Annotated in this window: 14 protein-coding genes; 8 read left to right on the top strand and 6 right to left on the bottom strand. The window is 61.0% G+C overall.

From position 1 onward, the window contains the following. Positions 1-11: 11 nt before the first annotated feature. The 3 genes from ASC74_RS06600 (at position 12) to ASC74_RS06590 (ending at position 3,975) form a co-directional block, all read left to right on the top strand. Positions 12-1,058 carry an ABC transporter substrate-binding protein gene (locus ASC74_RS06600; RefSeq protein ID WP_056740270.1) on the top strand — a complete coding sequence of 349 codons (1,047 nt, stop codon included), beginning with the start codon at positions 12-14 and terminating at the stop codon, positions 1,056-1,058. A 277-nt stretch (positions 1,059-1,335) separates the two neighbouring features. After that, on the top strand, positions 1,336-2,466 hold the full coding sequence (gene zapE / locus ASC74_RS06595) for a cell division protein ZapE (protein ID WP_056740268.1): 1,131 nt from the start codon (positions 1,336-1,338) through the stop codon (positions 2,464-2,466). A 195-nt stretch (positions 2,467-2,661) separates the two neighbouring features. Further along, a complete protein-coding gene (locus ASC74_RS06590) occupies positions 2,662-3,975 on the top strand; it encodes a leucine-rich repeat-containing protein kinase family protein (protein WP_056740266.1) in 1,314 nt (437 codons plus the stop codon). 27 nt (positions 3,976-4,002) lie between these two features. On the opposite strand, the gene ASC74_RS06585 is transcribed toward ASC74_RS06590, so the two are convergent. Continuing rightward, complete coding sequence (locus ASC74_RS06585) at positions 4,003-4,710, bottom strand: YebC/PmpR family DNA-binding transcriptional regulator (protein WP_046032546.1); 708 nt, start codon at positions 4,708-4,710, stop codon at positions 4,003-4,005. 232 nt (positions 4,711-4,942) lie between these two features. On the opposite strand from ASC74_RS06585, the gene ASC74_RS06580 reads away from it, so the two are divergent. Then, positions 4,943-6,367, top strand: coding sequence for a type VI secretion system Vgr family protein (locus ASC74_RS06580; RefSeq protein ID WP_056740458.1), 1,425 nt, complete (start codon positions 4,943-4,945; stop codon positions 6,365-6,367). Between the two features lie 3 nt (positions 6,368-6,370). Here ASC74_RS06580 and ASC74_RS06575 read toward each other — a convergent pair whose 3' ends face one another. Further along, positions 6,371-7,762, bottom strand: coding sequence for an FAD-dependent oxidoreductase (locus tag ASC74_RS06575; RefSeq protein ID WP_056740263.1), 1,392 nt, complete (start codon positions 7,760-7,762; stop codon positions 6,371-6,373). 10 nt (positions 7,763-7,772) lie between these two features. Further along, positions 7,773-9,098 carry an MFS transporter gene (locus ASC74_RS06570; protein ID WP_056740261.1) on the bottom strand — a complete coding sequence of 442 codons (1,326 nt, stop codon included), beginning with the start codon at positions 9,096-9,098 and terminating at the stop codon, positions 7,773-7,775. 268 nt (positions 9,099-9,366) lie between these two features. Between ASC74_RS06570 and ASC74_RS06565 the strand changes: the two genes are divergently transcribed. Next, the gene (locus tag ASC74_RS06565; protein WP_056740259.1) at positions 9,367-10,239 is read left to right on the top strand and encodes a LysR family transcriptional regulator; all 873 of its coding nucleotides are present in this window, start codon (positions 9,367-9,369) and stop codon (positions 10,237-10,239) included. Positions 10,240-10,350: 111 nt separating this feature from the next. On the opposite strand, the gene ASC74_RS06560 is transcribed toward ASC74_RS06565, so the two are convergent. After that, positions 10,351-11,214 (bottom strand): LysR substrate-binding domain-containing protein, encoded by an 864-nt coding sequence (locus ASC74_RS06560; protein ID WP_056740257.1) that lies wholly within the window; start codon positions 11,212-11,214, stop codon positions 10,351-10,353. 109 nt (positions 11,215-11,323) lie between these two features. Between ASC74_RS06560 and ASC74_RS06555 the strand changes: the two genes are divergently transcribed. The 3 genes from ASC74_RS06555 to ASC74_RS06545 all read left to right on the top strand — a co-directional run bounded on the left by ASC74_RS06555 (position 11,324) and on the right by ASC74_RS06545 (position 14,146). Then, a complete protein-coding gene (locus ASC74_RS06555; protein WP_056740255.1) occupies positions 11,324-12,433 on the top strand; it encodes a 2-aminoethylphosphonate--pyruvate transaminase in 1,110 nt (369 codons plus the stop codon). Positions 12,434-12,583: 150 nt separating this feature from the next. Beyond that, a complete protein-coding gene (phnX, locus tag ASC74_RS06550) occupies positions 12,584-13,411 on the top strand; it encodes a phosphonoacetaldehyde hydrolase (protein WP_056740253.1) in 828 nt (275 codons plus the stop codon). Between the two features lie 186 nt (positions 13,412-13,597). Next, positions 13,598-14,146 carry a cytochrome b gene (locus ASC74_RS06545; protein ID WP_056740251.1) on the top strand — a complete coding sequence of 183 codons (549 nt, stop codon included), beginning with the start codon at positions 13,598-13,600 and terminating at the stop codon, positions 14,144-14,146. 10 nt (positions 14,147-14,156) lie between these two features. Here the strand turns inward: ASC74_RS06545 and ASC74_RS06540 are convergent, their stop codons facing one another. Then, positions 14,157-15,074, bottom strand: coding sequence for a 1-aminocyclopropane-1-carboxylate deaminase/D-cysteine desulfhydrase (locus tag ASC74_RS06540; protein ID WP_056740455.1), 918 nt, complete (start codon positions 15,072-15,074; stop codon positions 14,157-14,159). A gap of 156 nt (positions 15,075-15,230) precedes the next feature. Next, positions 15,231-17,270 (bottom strand): oxidoreductase, encoded by a 2,040-nt coding sequence (locus tag ASC74_RS06535; protein WP_056740250.1) that lies wholly within the window; start codon positions 17,268-17,270, stop codon positions 15,231-15,233. Between the last annotated feature and the right edge of the window lie 191 nt (positions 17,271-17,461).

Below are 17,461 nucleotides of genomic sequence, written 5' to 3'. Positions count from 1 at the left end.
AGGTCGCGCCAATGAATAACGTCAAACGCACTGCACTGCTCGGTATCTCCTGCATGAGCGCCCTGCTCGCCACCGCCCAGGCCCAGGCCGAACCGACGCTTTACCTGGGCATGAACGGCGGGACCATGGAGCGGCTCTACGCCGATAAGGTGCTGCCGGTTTTCGAGAAGGCCAATAACGTCAAAGTGGTGATTGTGCCCGGCACCTCCGCCGATATTCTGGCCAAGGTCCAGGCCAGCAAAGGCAACCCGCAGATGCACGTGATGTTCCTCGACGACGGCATCATGTACCGCGCCATCGCCATGGGGCTGTGCGACAAACTCGAAGACAGCGCACCGCTGGCGCAGATTCCGGCCAAGGGCCGCATCAAGGATCAAGCCGTGGCAGTCAGCCTCGGCGTGACCGGGCTGGCGTACAACACGCGTCTGTTCAAGGAGAAAGGCTGGACCGCACCGACCTCGTGGATGGACATGGCCGACCCGCGCTTCAAGGACAAACTGGTGTTCCAGTCGATGGCGTCCTCGACCTTCGGCCTACATGGCTTCCTGATGTTCAACCGGATTCAGGGCGGCAGCGAAACCGACGTCGAGCCGGGCTTCAAGGCGTGGCCGAACACCGTCGGGCGCAACGTGCTGGAGTACATTCCGAGTTCGGCGAAGATTTCCGAAATGCTTCAGACCGACGAAGCCGCGCTGTTCCCACTGACGCCGACCCAGGTCACCGCCCTGAAACTCAAGGGCATGCCGGTGGAGTATGCGCAACCGAAGGAAGGCGCCGTGGTGCTCAACGTGGCCGAATGTGCCATCGCCAACAACACTCAGCCGGAACTGGCGCAGAAACTCGCCGCCTTCTTGCTGACGCCGGAAGCGCAGGCCGCCGCACTTGAAGACGGCGACCAGATCCCGTCCAACCCCAATACCCCGACCACTGACAAGACCCGCGGCCAGGTCGAGGCGATGAAGCAGTACCTGACCACGGCCATTGCGATCGATTGGGATCAGGTCAACGAACAGCGCCCGGCTTGGAATGCGCGGTGGAATCGCAGTATCGAGCGGTAACTGACAAATACCCCATAGCTGTCAGCAGGAACGCAATCGATGTAGCAGCTGCCGAGCTTGCGAGGCTGCGTTCGGCTGCGAAGCAGTCGCCAATCCATTCCCAGCGGTTTACCTGAATGACCGCGGTGCTTGGTTTTACGACTGCTGCGCAGCCGAACGCAGCCTCGCAAGCTCGGCAGCTGCTACAGGCCGACACTACTGGAATGAAAATTCCCCCTCTGGTTACACTATGCCGCCGCTCTGGGAGCCGGCATGAAGATTACGGGGTGAAATCACAGTGGCCGTTCGACCGCCCAACCGTTCGCGACTCGCACCACGCTGGCCTGCGCTACGCCGCTTGTTCGGCAAGTCATCGGCTGCATCCGCCGGTAACAGCGCGACCGGTCGAGTCATCCACGACTACTTCCACCGCAAGGCCCACTCCCAGGGCTACACCCTCAGCCATAGCCAACTGCGTGTCATCGACTGCATGGCGCAACACGCCGCTGCGCTGGCGGGCACCTCGGCAAAAACGCTCCCCGGCCTATACCTGCACGGCGCCGTGGGTCGCGGCAAGAGCTGGCTGCTCGACGGTTTTTTCCAGGCCATTCCCATCGCGGAAAAAAAGCGCCTGCATTTTCATGAGTTTTTTGCGCACCTTCATCAAGGGATGTTCAGTCATCGCGATCAGCCCGATGCGCTGGAAACCACCCTCGACGAACAGCTGCGCGATTGCCGGGTGCTGTGTTTCGACGAGTTTCACGTCCATGACATCGGCGACGCGATGCTCATCACCCGGCTGTTCAAGGCATTGTTCCGCCGAGGCATCCTGCTGCTGGTCACTTCCAACTACCCACCGGAAGGACTGCTACCCAACCCGCTGTACCACGCGCGCTTCAAACCGGTGATCGACCTGATCAACGCACGCATGCAGGTCATGGAGGTCGGCGGCCCCCACGACTACCGCAGTCAGGTCAGAACCCATGCCCAGCAGTTGTTTACCCAGGGACGGTACGTCTGGCCGGCCACGCTGGCGCAGCGTCAATCGTTGAACCTGCCCGAACGCGACGCGCCGGCCATTCAGCTGCCCGTCGGGACACGCAACCTTCAGGCCCGACACTGCGAAGGGCGAACCATCGGTTTCACCTTCGGCGATCTGTGCGACCAACCGACTGCGGTGATGGATTACCTGGAGCTGTGCCGACGTTTCGATCACTGGTTCATCGATGAACTGCCCAACCTCGCCGATTGTTCCATCGCCGCCCAACAGCGTTTCATCAACCTGGTCGACGTCCTGTACGACCAGGACAAGCACCTGATTCTGCTCGGGCAGCAGTCTTTGCGCGAAAGCCTGGGCGGCGATGCCATCGATCTGGCGCGCACGCGCAGCCGGTTGGGGCAGTTGGTGGAAATGAAGGGAGCGGTCTGATCAATATTCTTCGGTGCGGCTGCTGGCCTCTTCGCGAGCAAGCCCGCTCCCACACTAGTGTTGTGTTGTACACCGATCCAATGTGGGAGCGGGCTTGCTCGCGAAGGCGGCCTGACAGACACCGCACCTTTGCCGGTATCATGTCGCCCATTTCAAGGCCCCGCGCCTTCCCTTTGATCAATAGTGAATCTGTTCATGGATACCCTTGCCCAACTACGCGCCGGCCAACTGTCGGGCATTACCCGCCTGGACCTCGGCTGTGGCCTGACGGAGTTTCCGCGAGAAATCTTCGACCTGGCGGACTCGCTGGAAGTCCTCAACCTCAGCGGCAATGCCTTGAGCAGCCTGCCGGATGACTTGCACCGCCTGCCCCGTTTGCGCGTGCTGTTCTGCGCGGACAATCTGTTCACCGAACTGCCCGACTGCCTGGGCCACTGCGCCGCACTGACGATGGTCAGCTTCAAGGCCAACCGCATCGAACGCGTGCCCGGCGCCGCGCTGCCACCGTTGCTGCGCTGGCTGATCCTGACCGATAACTGCATCACTGAGTTGCCGGCCGAGCTGGGTGAACGCCCCCACCTGCAAAAACTCATGCTCGCCGGCAACCACTTGCAACGTTTGCCGGAGAGCTTGCGTCATTGCCATCAACTCGAACTGATCCGCATCGCCGCCAACCAGTTGAGCGAGTTACCCGAGTGGCTGCTGTCCCTGCCGAGCCTGGCCTGGCTGGCGTACGCCGGCAACCCGCTGGAGACCGAAGCCGATGCGGCCGCCCTCGAAGCCACGCCCCGTATTCCCTGGTCCGAACTGCGTCTGGAGCAGAAACTGGGCGAAGGCGCGTCGGGGGTGATTCATCGGGCTAATTGGGATCGACAGGACCAACCGGCCACACAGGTCGCGGTCAAACTCTACAAAGGCGAAATGACCAGCGATGGCTCGCCGTTGCACGAAATGAACGCCTGCATCACCGCCGGTAGTCATCCCAACCTGATCCGGGTTGAAGGGCGCGTCGTCGGGCATCCAGAAGCTCAGGCCGGGCTGGTGATGCAGCTGATCGATCCGAGCTATCGCAATCTGGCCGGGCTGCCGAGCCTGGCGTCATGTACCCGCGACGTTTACGCCAATGACACCCGGTTCAGCGCGGGTGTGGCATTGCGCATCGCCTGTGGCATCGCCTCGGCAGCCGAGCATTTGCACCAGCATGGCATCACCCACGGCGACCTCTACGGCCACAATATTCTGTGGAACGAGCACGGTGATTGCCTGCTGGGGGATTTCGGCGCGGCGTCTTTCCATGCCACCTCGGACAGCCTTGAAAGCCGTGCGCTGCAACGGATCGAAGTGCGGGCGTTTGGTATTTTGCTGGGGGAATTGTTGGAGCGGATCGACTCGGGGTTGAGCGATGAGGGTCGGGTGCTGCTGGAGGCATTACGGCAGCGCTGCTGTCAGCCGCAGGTGCTGGCGCGGCCGGGGTTCGGCGAGATTGTGCGAGCCTTGGAGAATCGGTGACCGCAAAGCGGTCACCGAAGAAACGGTTTAACCCGCCAAACCAACAAACATGTCCTGCACGTCATCGTGGTTATCGAGGCCTTCGAGGAAGGCTTCGACTTCAGCCATCTGCTCATCGCTCAGACCACTGACCGGATTTTTCGGCTGATAACCCAGCTTGGCCGACAACACGGTGAACCCTTGCTCAGGCAGGGCTTTCTGCACGGCGTCCAGATCCGCAGGCTCGGTCAGGAACAGGGTCGTGCCCTCTTCTTCGCCCGGCTCGAAATCCTGGGCGCCAGCTTCGATCGCGGCCATTTCCGGATCGGCGTCAGGGCTGTCCGGGGACGCCTCGATCATGCCGACATGGTTGAAGTCCCACGCTACCGAACCGGAAGCGCCCAATTGGCCCTTGCGGAACGCAACACGGATTTCAGCGACGGTGCGGTTGATGTTGTCGGTCACGCATTCAACGATCAGCGGCACCTGGTGCGGTGCGAAGCCTTCATAGGTCACGCGATGGTATTGCACGGTTTCGCCCAACAGGCCCGCGCCTTTCTTGATCGCGCGATCCAGGGTTTCCTTGGGCATCGAGGCTTTCTTGGCCTGCTCGACCACCAGACGCAGGTGTGCGTTGGTGGCAGTATCGGCACCGTTGCGGGCAGCAATGGTGATTTCTTTTACCAGTTTGCCGAAGATCTTGCCCTTGGCGTTAGATGCCGCTTCTTTGTGTTTAACCTTCCACTGTGCGCCCATTACTCACTCTCTTGATCTGTGGCGCCGAGACATCTATTGGCCGACGCATGGCGCAAGTTTATACGCCCTAAAGTTGGCAATCGACCAAAAAATCCACCCTGTTCACCCGCATGACCAATCGACATCTTCACCGGCAGTTGTAGGGCGATTCTGAAACTTCGATTTGCGGTGACCATAAAGGGCTGTGGTTTCGTACCCTCTGCGCCCGAATTCCATGGCAGAAGCGCGTTCGATGCACAACGACAAGGAAAGTCCCTTCACCCTGACACTCCTCGACGGCGATTTGAGTTTGCAGGTGTTGCAGTTCAGTGGCCGAGAAGCCCTCAACCAGCCCTATCGATTCGACATCGAAGTCATCGGTCTCGCACCGGCCATGAACCTCGACCGACTGCTGCAACAGCCGGTGTTCCTCAGCCTGATGGAGGGCCAGGGTATTCACGGCGTCCTTCACAGTGCCAGTCGCGAGCATCGCGGCCCCCACCGGATCGGCTACAAACTGGTGCTGGTGCCCTACCTTCAATGGCTCGACCGGCAGCGTTCACGCCGCGTCTTTCATCACCTCAGCGTACCGATGATCCTGCGCCAACTGCTGGAGGAACATGATGTGCCCGAGGGTAGCTATCGCTTCGAATTGTCCAACGGACACTATCCTGTCCGGTCTTTTTGCATTCAGTACGAGGAGAGCGATCTGGCATTGCTGCAACGGCTGTGCGAAGAAGAAGGCATTCACTATCACTTCGAACATCAGCGCGACGGGCATGTGCTGGTCCTGGCGGATGACAGCCTGAGTTTCCCCCAGGAACCCGTCCTTACGCCTTTCCAGGGCAACGCGCCCGAAGACAGTGACGTGCCGGTGATCAATGAGCTGTTCCAGCGCCATGACTCGCCGCCCTTTCCCTCGCGACTGGAGGCCAGGAACCGAGGCTCGCAAAGCCCCGACGACGGCGCGGCCAACCATGCGTTCAGCAAACCATTGCCCGTGATGGTCCGCCCCGCGCCCGAGCACATCCATCGCGATCAGTTGAGCCGACGACACCTGGAACGTCTGCGTTGCCAGCACCTGCAGATCCACGGTCAAAGCAACCAGAGCGCACTGCGCAGCGCACGGATAGTGCAAGTGTCAGAACATCCACTGCCGAATTTCAACGATCAGTGGCTGCTCACCGAAACCCGACATCAGGGGCAACAACCTTCGATTCTTGCCACCGACAAACCTGTCACTGTCCGCCATTACCGCAATCAGTTCACCGCCATTCCCTGGTCAACGGTCTTCAGGCCGGCGCTCAGACAGACCAGGCCGAGCATCCCGGGTTATCAAACCGCCCGGGTGCTGGGCCCGGCCGGGCAGCCGGCTGTGCTGGATGATCGAGGTCGAATACAGGTCAGGCTGTGGCCAACAGCGGAAGCGGATCCGCTTGAGTCTGCCGGTCTCTGGTTACCGGTAGCCCTTGCAACGCCGGACGGTCGGATTGACCCGTCCAGCCTGCCAAAGGCCAGCAGCGACGTCCTGATCAGTTTTCTCGACAGTGACCCGGACCGGCCGGTGCTGTGCGTCGGCATGGGCCATCACCCGCGCACTCGGCCTGTTCCCGCGCCACGCCGCGATAGCCACTTGCTACTCGATTGGCTGGTCAATCGCTCGGACCTCACGCCCTGACACTCAGCCCTTGTCTGCCTTGCCGGCCGCCGCCGCGAACTTCGCCAGACGCACATCCAGATGCCGTGGCCGGCGCCCGTGATCTTCGGCGCGCTCCTTGCGGCGGATGGCGTTGCGCACCATCAATGAGCCGAGGTAACGAATCGGTTCCGGCGGAAACAAGCCCAACGGGCCGTTGACCAGCGGCGAACGGGTCCAGGCGTTGTCCAGCCCCTGGACCATCGAGGCGAGAATCTGCCCGCCCATATGACACGGGCCAACCCCGCTGCCGGAATATCCGAAACCATAAAACACGTTGCCACTGGCGCTCATCTGACCGAAGAACGGCAAACCGGTGACCGAGCGATCAGACGGACCGTTCCAGGTCGCCTCGACCTTGACCTGGGCAAACGCCGGAAAGAACTCGCTCAGGCTGTGTTGCAACAAACCGGCATAGGGCGATGGCTGATCGAACACCGGCAACACTCGCCCGCCGTAAGCAAAGGTGTTGCCGCCCTTGCCGAGCATGATTCGGCCGTCCGGGGTGTTGTGGTAGTAGTGCACGAAAATCCGCGAATCGAGCACGGTGACGCCGCTGGTCAAACCGATCTCGTTGAGCAGATCGGGTCGCGGTTCGGTGATCAGCATGTCGCTGGAAACAATCGCCACACTGCGCTCGAACTGTGGAAATGCCCGGGCCATCCAGGCGTTCATCGCCAGTACCACGCGATCAGCGCGAACGGTGCCGTTCGGGGTTTGTATCCCCGCTGGCTTGCCCTCCTGCAACCCGGTCATGGCGGTGTGCTCGTGAATCCTCACGCCGAGTTGCAAGGCGACCCGGCGCAAACCGCGCACCAGTTTGCCCGGCTGCACACTGGCCGCCGCCGGGGAAAACCAGCCTTCCAGATGTTTGCTGGAACCGGCCATGCGTTGCACATCGGCCACCGGCCGTTGGGTGAAAGAGTTGATGCCATTGCGCTCCAGCGCCGCGATCACGGCGTCGGTCGAGCCGCATTGGGCACGGTTGGTGGCAGTGTAGAGCGTACCGTCGAGGCGGTAATCGGCGTCCACCGCGTACTGCTCGCAAAAGGCGCCGATGGCATGGATGCTGCGCTCCGATTCCTTGACCAGTCGCACGGCTTCTTCGACGCCGAACAGCCGTTCAAGGGTGAAGTACTTGGCCGACCACGACAGTGCACAACCACCGTTTCGGCCACTGGCACCGGCGCCGCAGATATCAGCCTCGATCAGCAGCACATCCAGCTCGGGGTTCTGTTCCTTGAGCATGATCGCGGTCCACAACCCGGTGTAGCCGCCGCCGACGATGCAGACATCGGCGCGAGTGTCACCCGCCAAGGGTTCGCACGGCGCGCAGGACTCGGCCGCCAGCGCCTGTTCCAGCCAGAAAGGTCTCATGGGTCAATCCTTAAGTACGCAGAGGTTTTACGGTGATCGGTTGGTTAGGCACGAAAACGCTTTCGGCACGCAGGCCAGCCGGGCGGCTGTTCCAGTGCGGGATCAGCACCAGGGCCGAAAACAACGCGCAGCCGGCGAAGACGATGAACACGGTGACCGAGTCGAAGTAGCCCGGCAGCAAGCCGCCGAGAATCGCCCCGACCGAGCCGCAACCGTTGACGAAGCCGGCCGCTGTGGCGCCCGCCTTGGCGGTACCGAAATCGATCGCGGCCGCGCCGCTGATCATCGAGTCCGGTCCGTACAGGGTCAGGCCCATGACGAACAGCAGCGCCACCACCAGCATCACGCTGCCGGTATGCAGGGCACCCATGAACAAGGCCAGGGTCACGGTCAGCGCCAACAGGCTGAGCACACACGCCGGCATGCGTCGGGCGCCGAACACTTTGTCCGAAGCCAGGCCCAGCAGAATCGGCCCGAGCAACCCGGCCAGTTCAAACGCAGTCGGAATGATTGCCGCGCCGACCTTGCCCACTGAGGGCATCTGCTCGAAGACGATTACCGGCCCCCAGAGCAGAATCGCGTAGCGCGCCGGTTTCAGCAGAAAGTACGCCAGACCCAGCACCAGCACGGTGCGGTTGCGCAGAATTTCTTTTAACGGTTCCAGCATGCTGATCTTGCTTTGCGCGTCGGCCTCTTGCGCCGTCAGTTGCGGTTCCGGTTCCACCGCCGGCAAGCCAACATCTTCCGGTTTGTTGCGTTGAAAAATAAAAAACAGCACGGCGACCAGCCCAACCACCGCCGCACTGGAAAAGAACGCCGCATGCCAAGTGCCGATCAGCGTATACGCCCACCAGCCAGCAAACGGCGAAGCCACCAACCCACCAAAGGCGTAGCAGGAACTCCACAACCCCAGCACCCGCCCGCGCTGTTCGGCGGGAAAGAAACTGCCGAGGTTCTTGCACAGCCCGGACCAGCCGGTGGACTGGGCAAACCCTTGAATCAGCATGCAGGTAGCGAAGATTGGTAACGTCGCGAAACTGCCCATCACCAAGGCTGCCGCCGCTGAAATCAGCAACCCGCCTAACACTACGACCCTTGGGCCAAAGCGGTCGGCCAGGATGCCCCAGGTGAATTGCCCGATGGCGTAAGCCGTGAGGTAGATGGCGTCGAGGTTGGCCATGGCCATTTTGTCGAGCATGAAGGTGGGGTCTTCGGCGATCCCCAGTTTTGCCACGGAAAAAGCTTTGCGGGTGAAGTAGAAAGCGGCGTAAGCGAGCCAGGTGATCGCGAAGATCTGCACGCGCCAACGCTTGATAGTGCCGATGTGCTTGTTCATGGTGGTTCTGACCTCAGGGTGTGAGTGTGCCGGCAGAAATTGAGAAATAACGCCTGTTTTTTTATTGTTGAGCACTTCGATATCGCAGCTTCCCTGAGGCGATATCGGTCAGATGAGTCCTGCTGTTGCACGCACAGGCTCATGGCCGCCGACACTGTTCGACTGACCAGTCACCGGGGCTGAGGTGGATAAAAACAATTACTGATTAATAAGTGAAATCGATTTATCGTATTTCCAATATAAGCTCAGCTTGTTACTGGAGGTTTCGATGTCGGTTTCCCACGCCCAGCTCAAAGCCTTCCACGCCGTGGCCGTGCACGGAAGCTTTACCAAAGCCGCCGAGCGGCTATTCCTCACGCAACCGGCGATTTCCGACCAAGTGCGCAAACTCGAAGAGCGTTTCGGTGTGCTGCTGTTCCACCGCAACAAACGCTCGGTACGCCTGACCGATCTGGGCGAGCGCTTGCTGAGCATTACCCAGCGATTGTTCGTTATCGAGGCCGAGGCGCAGGAGCTCTTGCATGACTCCAGGGCCTTGCAGACCGGTAGCCTGATTCTCGCGGTGGATGCGCCAGTGCACGTGTTGCCGCAGATCGCGCGGTTCTGCGAGCGCTACCCCGGCATCAGCGTGAAGATCGAAACCGGCAACACCGATGAATCGCTGTTTCGGCTGTTCAACTACCAGGCCGACCTGGCGTTGCTTGGCCGGGAGGTGAGTGACGAACGTCTGATCTCGCTGCCGCTACGCAACGACCCGATGGTGGCGTTCGTTTCGCGCAATCATCCGTGGGCCGACCGTGAGTCGATTTGCCTCGCGGATCTGGATGACACGCCGTTGGTGTTGCGGGAAATCGGCTCGGTGACGCGGCAAACGCTGGAAGAAGAAATGGCCCAGGCAGGCTTTCGCATTCGGCCAGCGATTCAGGTTGAAGGTCGGGAAGCGGCGCGTGAAGCGGTGGTCGTGGGGATTGGCGTTGGTGTGGTGTCGGCCGCCGAGTTCGGTGCAGATTCGCGGGTGTGCGCGTTGCCGATTACCGACTGCAAACGACGGCTGACGGAAACGCTGGTGTGCTTGCGCGAGCAGAGTTCGCGGCGGGTGGTGGCGACGTTTCTGGAGATGGTTCGCGAGAGTCTGGTGTAGGCAGGTCCGTCCCCTTCGCGAGCAAGCCCGCTCCCACATTTGATCGCATTTCTCCAGGAAGAACTCGGTCAAATGTGGGAGCGGGCTTGCTCGCGAAGGCCGCGCCGCGGTTCAACTGGATGGCGCCAAATCGAAAAACGCCTGTATCAAGCGCAAATCCCGTCGCCGCTCCATGCAGCCAATCATGTGCCGATTGACCAACCCTTCGCCAAGTATCGGCACCGCCGCCACCCGCGGGTCGTGACTAACTTCCACCGACGACACCACGCCAACCCCCAACTCTGCGGCGACGGCTTCGGTCACCGCCTCGCGACTGTCCAGCTCCAGCAACACCCGTGGACTGACCAACGCCGCCGCGCACGCCTCGTCGAAGGTGCGCCGGGTGATCGAACTTGGCTCGCGCAACACCATGATCACCTGATCCAGCGCCTTGAGCGGCACGCCCTTGGACATCTGCGCCCAGGGATGACCGTCGGGCACCAGCGCACAAATCCGTGATTCGCTTAAGTCTTGCAAATGCAGCCCCTTGCGCGGTTCGACCTCGGTCAGCACCGCCACGTCGGCATGCTCCGACAACAACGCCGCCAAGGTTTCCTGAGCATTGCCCAGCCGCAGGTTCACGGTAATGCCGGGATACCGCGCGCGCAGGCTGGCGAGCATCGGCATGACCATGTGCGGCCCGTCCGCCGCAACCTCCAGACGCCCGGTCAGCAACTGCCGGTTGGCCTCGAGCATCACCTGCGCCTCTTCGGCCAGACCGAACATCGCCCGGGTGATCGCAGCCAGTTTGGTGCCCTCCTCCGTCAGCTCCACCCTTCGTGCGGTGCGCCGCAACAGGGTGATCTGGTAATGCTCCTCCAGCGCCTTGATGTGCCCGGTGACCGCCGGTTGGCTGATGAACAGTCGCGCGGCGGCCCGGGTGAAGCTGCCCTCGCGGGCCACCGCGTCGAATGCGCGGAGCTGGAACAGGTTCATGAATAACCCTCACTGATGGCTGGCATAACAACAAACAATTTGATTGATAGCACGGCAAATTGCAATTTAAGCCCCGTAGCTTCATCCCATCGATTGCGAGGACACGAGAATGAGTACTGCCGAACCCATCCTGCTCACCCCCGGCCCACTGACCACATCGGCCCGCACCCGTCAGGCGATGATGGTCGACTGGGGTTCATGGGATGACCGCTTCAATCAACTGACCGCCAGCCTGTGCGAACAACTGCTGGCGATCATCAACGGCGGCGACAGCCACCACTGCGTGCCCCTGCAAGGCAGCGGAACCTTCGCGGTCGAAGCGGCGATCGGCACACTGGTACCTCGCGACGGCAAAGTCCTGGTGCTGATCAACGGCGCCTATGGCAAACGCCTGGCGAAGATCTGCGAAGTGCTCGGCCGCTCCTTCAGTACCTTTGAAACCGCCGAAGACGAGCCGACCACCGCCGCCGACGTCGACCGCCTGCTGCGCGCCGACGCCAGCATCACCCACATCGCGCTGATTCACTGCGAAACCAGCACCGGGATCCTCAATCCGCTGCCGGAAATCGCCCACGTCATCGCGCAACACGGCAAACGCCTGATCATCGACGCCATGAGCTCCTTCGGCGCGCTGCCGATTGACGCGCAACAGGTACCGTTCGACGCGCTGATCGCCGCCTCGGGTAAATGCCTGGAAGGCGTGCCGGGAATGGGCTTTGTCTTCGCTCGCAAAGAAGCGCTGGCCAATGCCGCCGGTAACTCGCACTCGCTGGCGATGGACCTTTTCGACCAGCACACCTACATGGCCAAGACCGGCCAGTGGCGCTTCACCCCGCCGACCCACGTGGTCGCCGCGCTGCACGAAGCCCTGCTGCAATACAACGAAGAAGGTGGCTTGCCCGCCCGGCATCAGCGCTATGCCAACAACTGCAAAGTGCTGCTCGATGACATGGCCAAACTGGGGCTGCGCAGCTTCCTGCCCGCCGAGATTCAGGCGCCGATCATCGTCACCTTTCATGCACCGAAAGATCCGCGCTACCAGTTCAAGGAATTCTACGAACGCGTCAAGGCCAAGGGTTTCATCCTCTACCCCGGCAAATTGACCCAGGTCGAAACCTTCCGCGTCGGCTGCATTGGCCACGTCAACCAGGACGAGATGCACGCGGCCGTGGCGGCGATCGCCGAAGTGCTGCGCGAGATGGAAGTCCTCGATATCTGACTCACCACGATCTGTAGGAGCTGTCGAGTGAAACGAGGCTGCGATCTTGTGATCCTGTTTTTACAAAGGCAACGTCAAAAGATCGCAGCCTCGTTTCACTCGACAGCTCCTACAGAGATCACCATTTCCCGCCTACAGGATTTGATCACCATGAACTACAGCAACCCAACCAAGCTGCAAGCCGCCATCCTCGACTGGGCCGGCACCGTGGTCGACTTCGGCTCTTTCGCGCCAACTCAGATTTTTGTCGAAGCCTTCGCCGAGTTCGACGTCCAGGTGTCCATCGAAGAAGCCCGCGGGCCGATGGGCATGGGCAAGTGGGACCACATCCGCACCCTGTGCGATCAGCCGCAAGTGGCCGAACGTTATCGCGCCGTGTTCGGCCGTACGCCGACCGACGATGACGTCACCGCCATCTACAAACGCTTCATGCCGCTGCAAATCGAGAAAATCGCCGAGCACTCGGCGCTGATTCCGGGCGCGCTGGACACCATCGCCAATCTTCGCCAGCAAGGGATCAAGATCGGTTCCTGCTCCGGCTACCCGAAACAGGTCATGGACAAGGTGGTCGAACTGGCCGCCACCAACGGCTACGTCGCCGATCACGTGGTCGCCACCGACGAAGTGCCCAACGGCCGCCCATGGCCGGCCCAGGCACTGGCCAACGTGATTGCGTTGGGCATCGATGATGTCGCAGCCTGCGTGAAGATCGACGACACCGTGCCGGGCATTCTCGAAGGTCGTCGTGCCGGCATGTGGACCGTGGCGCTGATTTGCTCGGGTAACGCGCTGGGCCTGGACTACGAAGGTTACCGCGCCCTCGGCAGCGACCAACTGGACAGCGAACGCAAGCGCATCCACGGGATGTTCGAAGGTTCACGGCCGCACTACATGATCGACACCATCACCGATTTGCCGGAAGTGATTGCCGATATCAATAAGCGCCTGGCCAAGGGCGAGATGCCGCAAACCAACTGATTGCGCCTGCCACAGCATAAAAAAGCGCCAGTTCTTTAACGGAACTGGCGCTTTTTTGTGGCCAACCACTTGATCCAGAGCATTGAACGCCCAAATAGCCACAGGCAAATCCACCAAAGCGGATTACAGTTAAAGCACACCGTCGAACAAGAACGGTGGCTCGACCTGACCTGTGAGGAACACCGTATGCCCTGGAAGAACTCTGACTCACGCTACAGCACCGTATCGATCGCGCTGCATTGGTTGATGCTGGTCCTGCTGGCGCTGGTTTACGCGTCTATCGAGTTTCGCGGGATCTTTCCCAAAGGCAGTGGCGCGCGAACACTGATCGTCGAATCACACTTCATGCTCGGCCTGACCGTGTTCGTGCTGGTCTGGCTGCGGCTGTTCGCCCGCAGCCTCGGCCCGGCACCACAGATCTTCCCGGCCTCGCCTCACTGGCAGACCGTGCTGGCCAGGCTGATGCACTGGGCGCTGTACATTTTCATGATCGCCATGCCGATTCTGGGTTGGCTGGTGACCAGCGCCAAGGGCAATCAAGTGATGTTTTACGGCATTGATCTGCCGTTGCTGATTGCCGAAAACAAGGAGTTCGCCAAAGAACTCCAGGGCTGGCATGAACTCGGCGGCACCATCGGTTACTGGCTGATCGGCCTGCACGCCGTGGCGGGGATTTATCACCACTATGTAGTGGGTGATAACACCTTGCTGCGGATGATGCCCAAGCGCGGGTGAATCCCGCCGCTCACTGGAAACCCCGGCGGCCCTGCAAACCGCCGGTATGGATGAAGATCAGGCGCGTGCCCTTTTCGAATCTTCCCGCTTCGACTTGCTGCTTGAGCGCCAACAGGGCTTTGCCGGTGTACAGCGGTTCGAGGGGAATGCCGCAGGCCTGTTCGGTCTGATCAATGAACTCGAGCAACAGCGGATCGACTTTGGCAAAGCCGCCACGGCTGGCGTCGAACAATTCATAAGCGCGATGGTGTAAACCAGCCTCTTGCACAATTGATTCGACTTGCTGCGCCACACCATGATCGTCGGGCACCGCCAGCGCGCCATACACCGGGTGTTCGCCCGCCTCGGCCAGCACCAGACCGGCCAGGGTGGTGCCCGTTCCGCAGGCCAGCCACCAGCCGTGGTAGTCGCTCCAGCCAAGACCGTTGAGTTGCTCGCTGACCATTGTCCTCAGCGGTATGCAACCCTTGGCTCCCTGCAAACCGCCGCCACCTTCCGGCACCGGATGCAGATCCGAATACTGCGCTTGCCATGGCAGCCAGAAACCCGGCTCGTGCCGCGCTCGATAACCGCCATAACCGAGCCAATGCAGCTGCATACCGAACGCCTGCAAGTCTTTTACCGTTGGCGTTTCTTGCGGATGACCGCGCAGCAGGCCAACGGTGCGAAAACCGAAACGTTTACCCGCTGCCGCCAGTGCATGCAGATGATTGGAGTGGGCACCGCCCGGACTGATGATGCCTTTGGCACCGATCTGGTCAGCGGCTTTCAGGTGCTCAACGAGTTTGAACCACTTGTTGCCGCTGATCAGTGGGTCGATCTGGTCGAGGCGCAGGATCGCGACTTCGATGCTTGATCGGGTGAGCCAATCAAGATGAAGGGGTTCGAGGAGGGCCTGGGGTAGCCAATCGGTTGGAGGGGAAAGCATTGGCGCCTGATTGTGCTCGGATAGATCCAGCATTCTAGTCGCTCAAAGTCAGCCATCGCGAGCAAGCTCGCTCCCACACTCGATCCATGTCGCACCGAAGATCTACTGTGGGAGCGAGCTTGCTCGCGATGGCCATTGGCGCGCTCGACCTGCGTATTACAACTCGGCAGCCAGACGCGAACCCTGGTTGATCGCCCGCTTGGCATCCAATTCTGCCGCCACATCCGCGCCGCCAATCAAATGCACGTTCTGCCCGGCCGCCACCAGCCCCTCCTGCAATTCACGCAGCGGATCCTGCCCGGCGCAGATCACGATGTTGTCCACCGGCAGCACTTGTGGCTCGCCGGTTTCGCCGATGCGGATGTGCAAACCTTCGTCGTCGATCTTCAGGTACTCAACGCTGTTGAGCATCTGCACCTGCTTGTTTTTCAGACCGGTGCGGTGAATCCAGCCGGTGGTTTTACCCAGGCCATCGCCGACCTTGGATTTCTTGCGCTGCAGCAGGAACACTTCACGTGCCGGTGCATGGGGTTCAGCCTTGATGCCGGCGACACCGCCGCGCGCTTCCAGATGCGTATCGATGCCCCACTCCTTCCAGAACGCCTCGCGATTTTGGCTGGTGGCCACGCCCTGGTGAACCAGGAACTCCGACACATCAAATCCGATACCACCGGCACCAATCACCGCGACGCGTTTGCCCACCGGTTTGCGCTCAAGGATCACGTCCAGGTAGCTCAGCACCTTGGCGTTCTCGACACCCGGAATCGCCGGGGTTCTTGGAGCAATGCCGGTGGCGAGAATGATCTCGTCGTAACCGCCTTCGACCAGCTGTGCGACGTCGACGCGGGTGTTCAGGCACACCTCAACGTGGGTGGTCTGCAGTTTGCGGTTGAAGTAGCGCAGGGTTTCGAAGAACTCTTCCTTGCCCGGCACACGCTTGGCGATGTTGAACTGGCCACCGATTTCGCTGGCCGAATCGAACAGCGTCACCTGATGGCCACGCTCGGCGGCCACGGTCGCCGCGGACAGACCCGCAGGACCGGCACCGACCACAGCGATTTTCTTGATCTGCTGCACCGGCAGGTAATTGAGTTCGGTTTCATGACAGGCGCGCGGGTTCACCAGGCAACTGGTCAACTTGCCGCCGAAGGTGTGGTCCAGACAGGCCTGGTTGCAACCGATGCAGGTGTTGATTTCATCGGCACGACCTTCAGCGGCCTTGTTGACGAAGTCCGGGTCGGCGAGGAACGGCCGCGCCATGGAGACCATGTCGGCATCGCCTTCGGCCAGAATCTGCTCGGCCACTTCCGGGGTGTTGATACGGTTGGTGGTGATCAGCGGAATGCTCACCGAACCGCGCAGCTTGGCCGTGACCTTGCTGAACGCGCCGCGCGGCACTTTGGTGGCGATGGTCGGGATCCGCGCTTCGTGCCAGCCGATGCCGGTGTTGATGATGGTCGCACCGGCCTGCTCGATGGCCTTGGCCAGCGTCACGATTTCTTCCCAGCTGCTACCGCCTTCCACGAGATCGAGCATCGACAGGCGGAAGATAATAATGAAGTTCGGGCCTACCGCTTCGCGCACCCGGCGGACGATTTCCACCGGCAGGCGCATGCGGTTTTCATAGCTTCCACCCCAACGGTCGGTGCGGTGGTTGGTGTGGGCGGCGAGGAATTGGTTAATGAAATAACCTTCGGAGCCCATGATTTCGACGCCGTCGTACTCGGCCTGTTGCGCCAGGGTCGAGCAGGTGACGAAATCGCTGATCTGCTTCTCGATGCCTTCCTCGTCCAGCTCTTTAGGCTTGAACGGGTTGATCGGCGCCTGAATGGCGCTCGGCGCGACCTGTTTCGGGCTGTAGGCATAACGCCCGGCGTGAAGGATCTGCATGCAGATCTTGCCGCCCGCCTCGTGCACCGCGCGGGTGACGATGCGGTGTTTGAGCGCTTCTTCCTCGGTGGTCAGTTTGGCCGCGCCGGAGTACACCCCACCCTCGTCGTTCGGGCCAATACCGCCGGTGACCATCAGGCCAACGCCGCCACGGGCACGTTCGGCGAAGTACGCCGCCATGCGCTCGAAACCGCCGGGCTTTTCCTCAAGACCGGTGTGCATCGAACCCATCAGGGTACGGTTGCGCAGCGTGGTAAAACCCAGGTCCAGCGGGGCCAACAGGTGCGGGTAATGAGCGGCGGCCATCGGTAACTCCACATCGAGCGATCACGGAAAAAGTGCAGGAGCTCTGCGGCCCCCGTCAGTCATGTTGGACAGACTAAGAGTCGCGCCGCTGTCACTCAATGACCGTAACTGACAACTTATTGATCCAAATGTGCAGCGCCCCTTGGCAAGTGCCGGCATGCGCCCTACCCTAGTCGCGAATCCTGCACACG

Origin of the sequence: Pseudomonas sp. Root329, assembly GCF_001424925.1 — a bacterium.
GTDB lineage: Bacteria > Pseudomonadota > Gammaproteobacteria > Pseudomonadales > Pseudomonadaceae > Aquipseudomonas > Aquipseudomonas arabinosi.
Note: the sequence above shows the minus strand (reverse complement) of the source record. Positions and strands in the feature narration are given on the sequence as shown.

What these genes read in the sequence shown, in the direction of transcription:
- ASC74_RS06600 (WP_056740270.1), top strand. Translation starts at nt 12, where the DNA reads ATGAATAACGTCAAACGCACTGCACTGCTCGGTATCTCCTGCATGAGC.
- ASC74_RS06590 (WP_056740266.1), top strand. Translation starts at nt 2,662, where the DNA reads ATGGATACCCTTGCCCAACTACGCGCCGGCCAACTGTCGGGCATTACC.
- ASC74_RS06585 (WP_046032546.1), bottom strand. Translation starts at nt 4,710, where the DNA reads ATGGGCGCACAGTGGAAGGTTAAACACAAAGAAGCGGCATCTAACGCC.
- ASC74_RS06580 (WP_056740458.1), top strand. Translation starts at nt 4,943, where the DNA reads ATGCACAACGACAAGGAAAGTCCCTTCACCCTGACACTCCTCGACGGC.
- ASC74_RS06575 (WP_056740263.1), bottom strand. Translation starts at nt 7,762, where the DNA reads ATGAGACCTTTCTGGCTGGAACAGGCGCTGGCGGCCGAGTCCTGCGCG.
- ASC74_RS06570 (WP_056740261.1), bottom strand. Translation starts at nt 9,098, where the DNA reads ATGAACAAGCACATCGGCACTATCAAGCGTTGGCGCGTGCAGATCTTC.
- ASC74_RS06565 (WP_056740259.1), top strand. Translation starts at nt 9,367, where the DNA reads ATGTCGGTTTCCCACGCCCAGCTCAAAGCCTTCCACGCCGTGGCCGTG.
- ASC74_RS06560 (WP_056740257.1), bottom strand. Translation starts at nt 11,214, where the DNA reads ATGAACCTGTTCCAGCTCCGCGCATTCGACGCGGTGGCCCGCGAGGGC.
- ASC74_RS06555 (WP_056740255.1), top strand. Translation starts at nt 11,324, where the DNA reads ATGAGTACTGCCGAACCCATCCTGCTCACCCCCGGCCCACTGACCACA.
- phnX (WP_056740253.1), top strand. Translation starts at nt 12,584, where the DNA reads ATGAACTACAGCAACCCAACCAAGCTGCAAGCCGCCATCCTCGACTGG.
- ASC74_RS06545 (WP_056740251.1), top strand. Translation starts at nt 13,598, where the DNA reads ATGCCCTGGAAGAACTCTGACTCACGCTACAGCACCGTATCGATCGCG.
- ASC74_RS06540 (WP_056740455.1), bottom strand. Translation starts at nt 15,074, where the DNA reads ATGCTTTCCCCTCCAACCGATTGGCTACCCCAGGCCCTCCTCGAACCC.
- ASC74_RS06535 (WP_056740250.1), bottom strand. Translation starts at nt 17,270, where the DNA reads ATGGCCGCCGCTCATTACCCGCACCTGTTGGCCCCGCTGGACCTGGGT.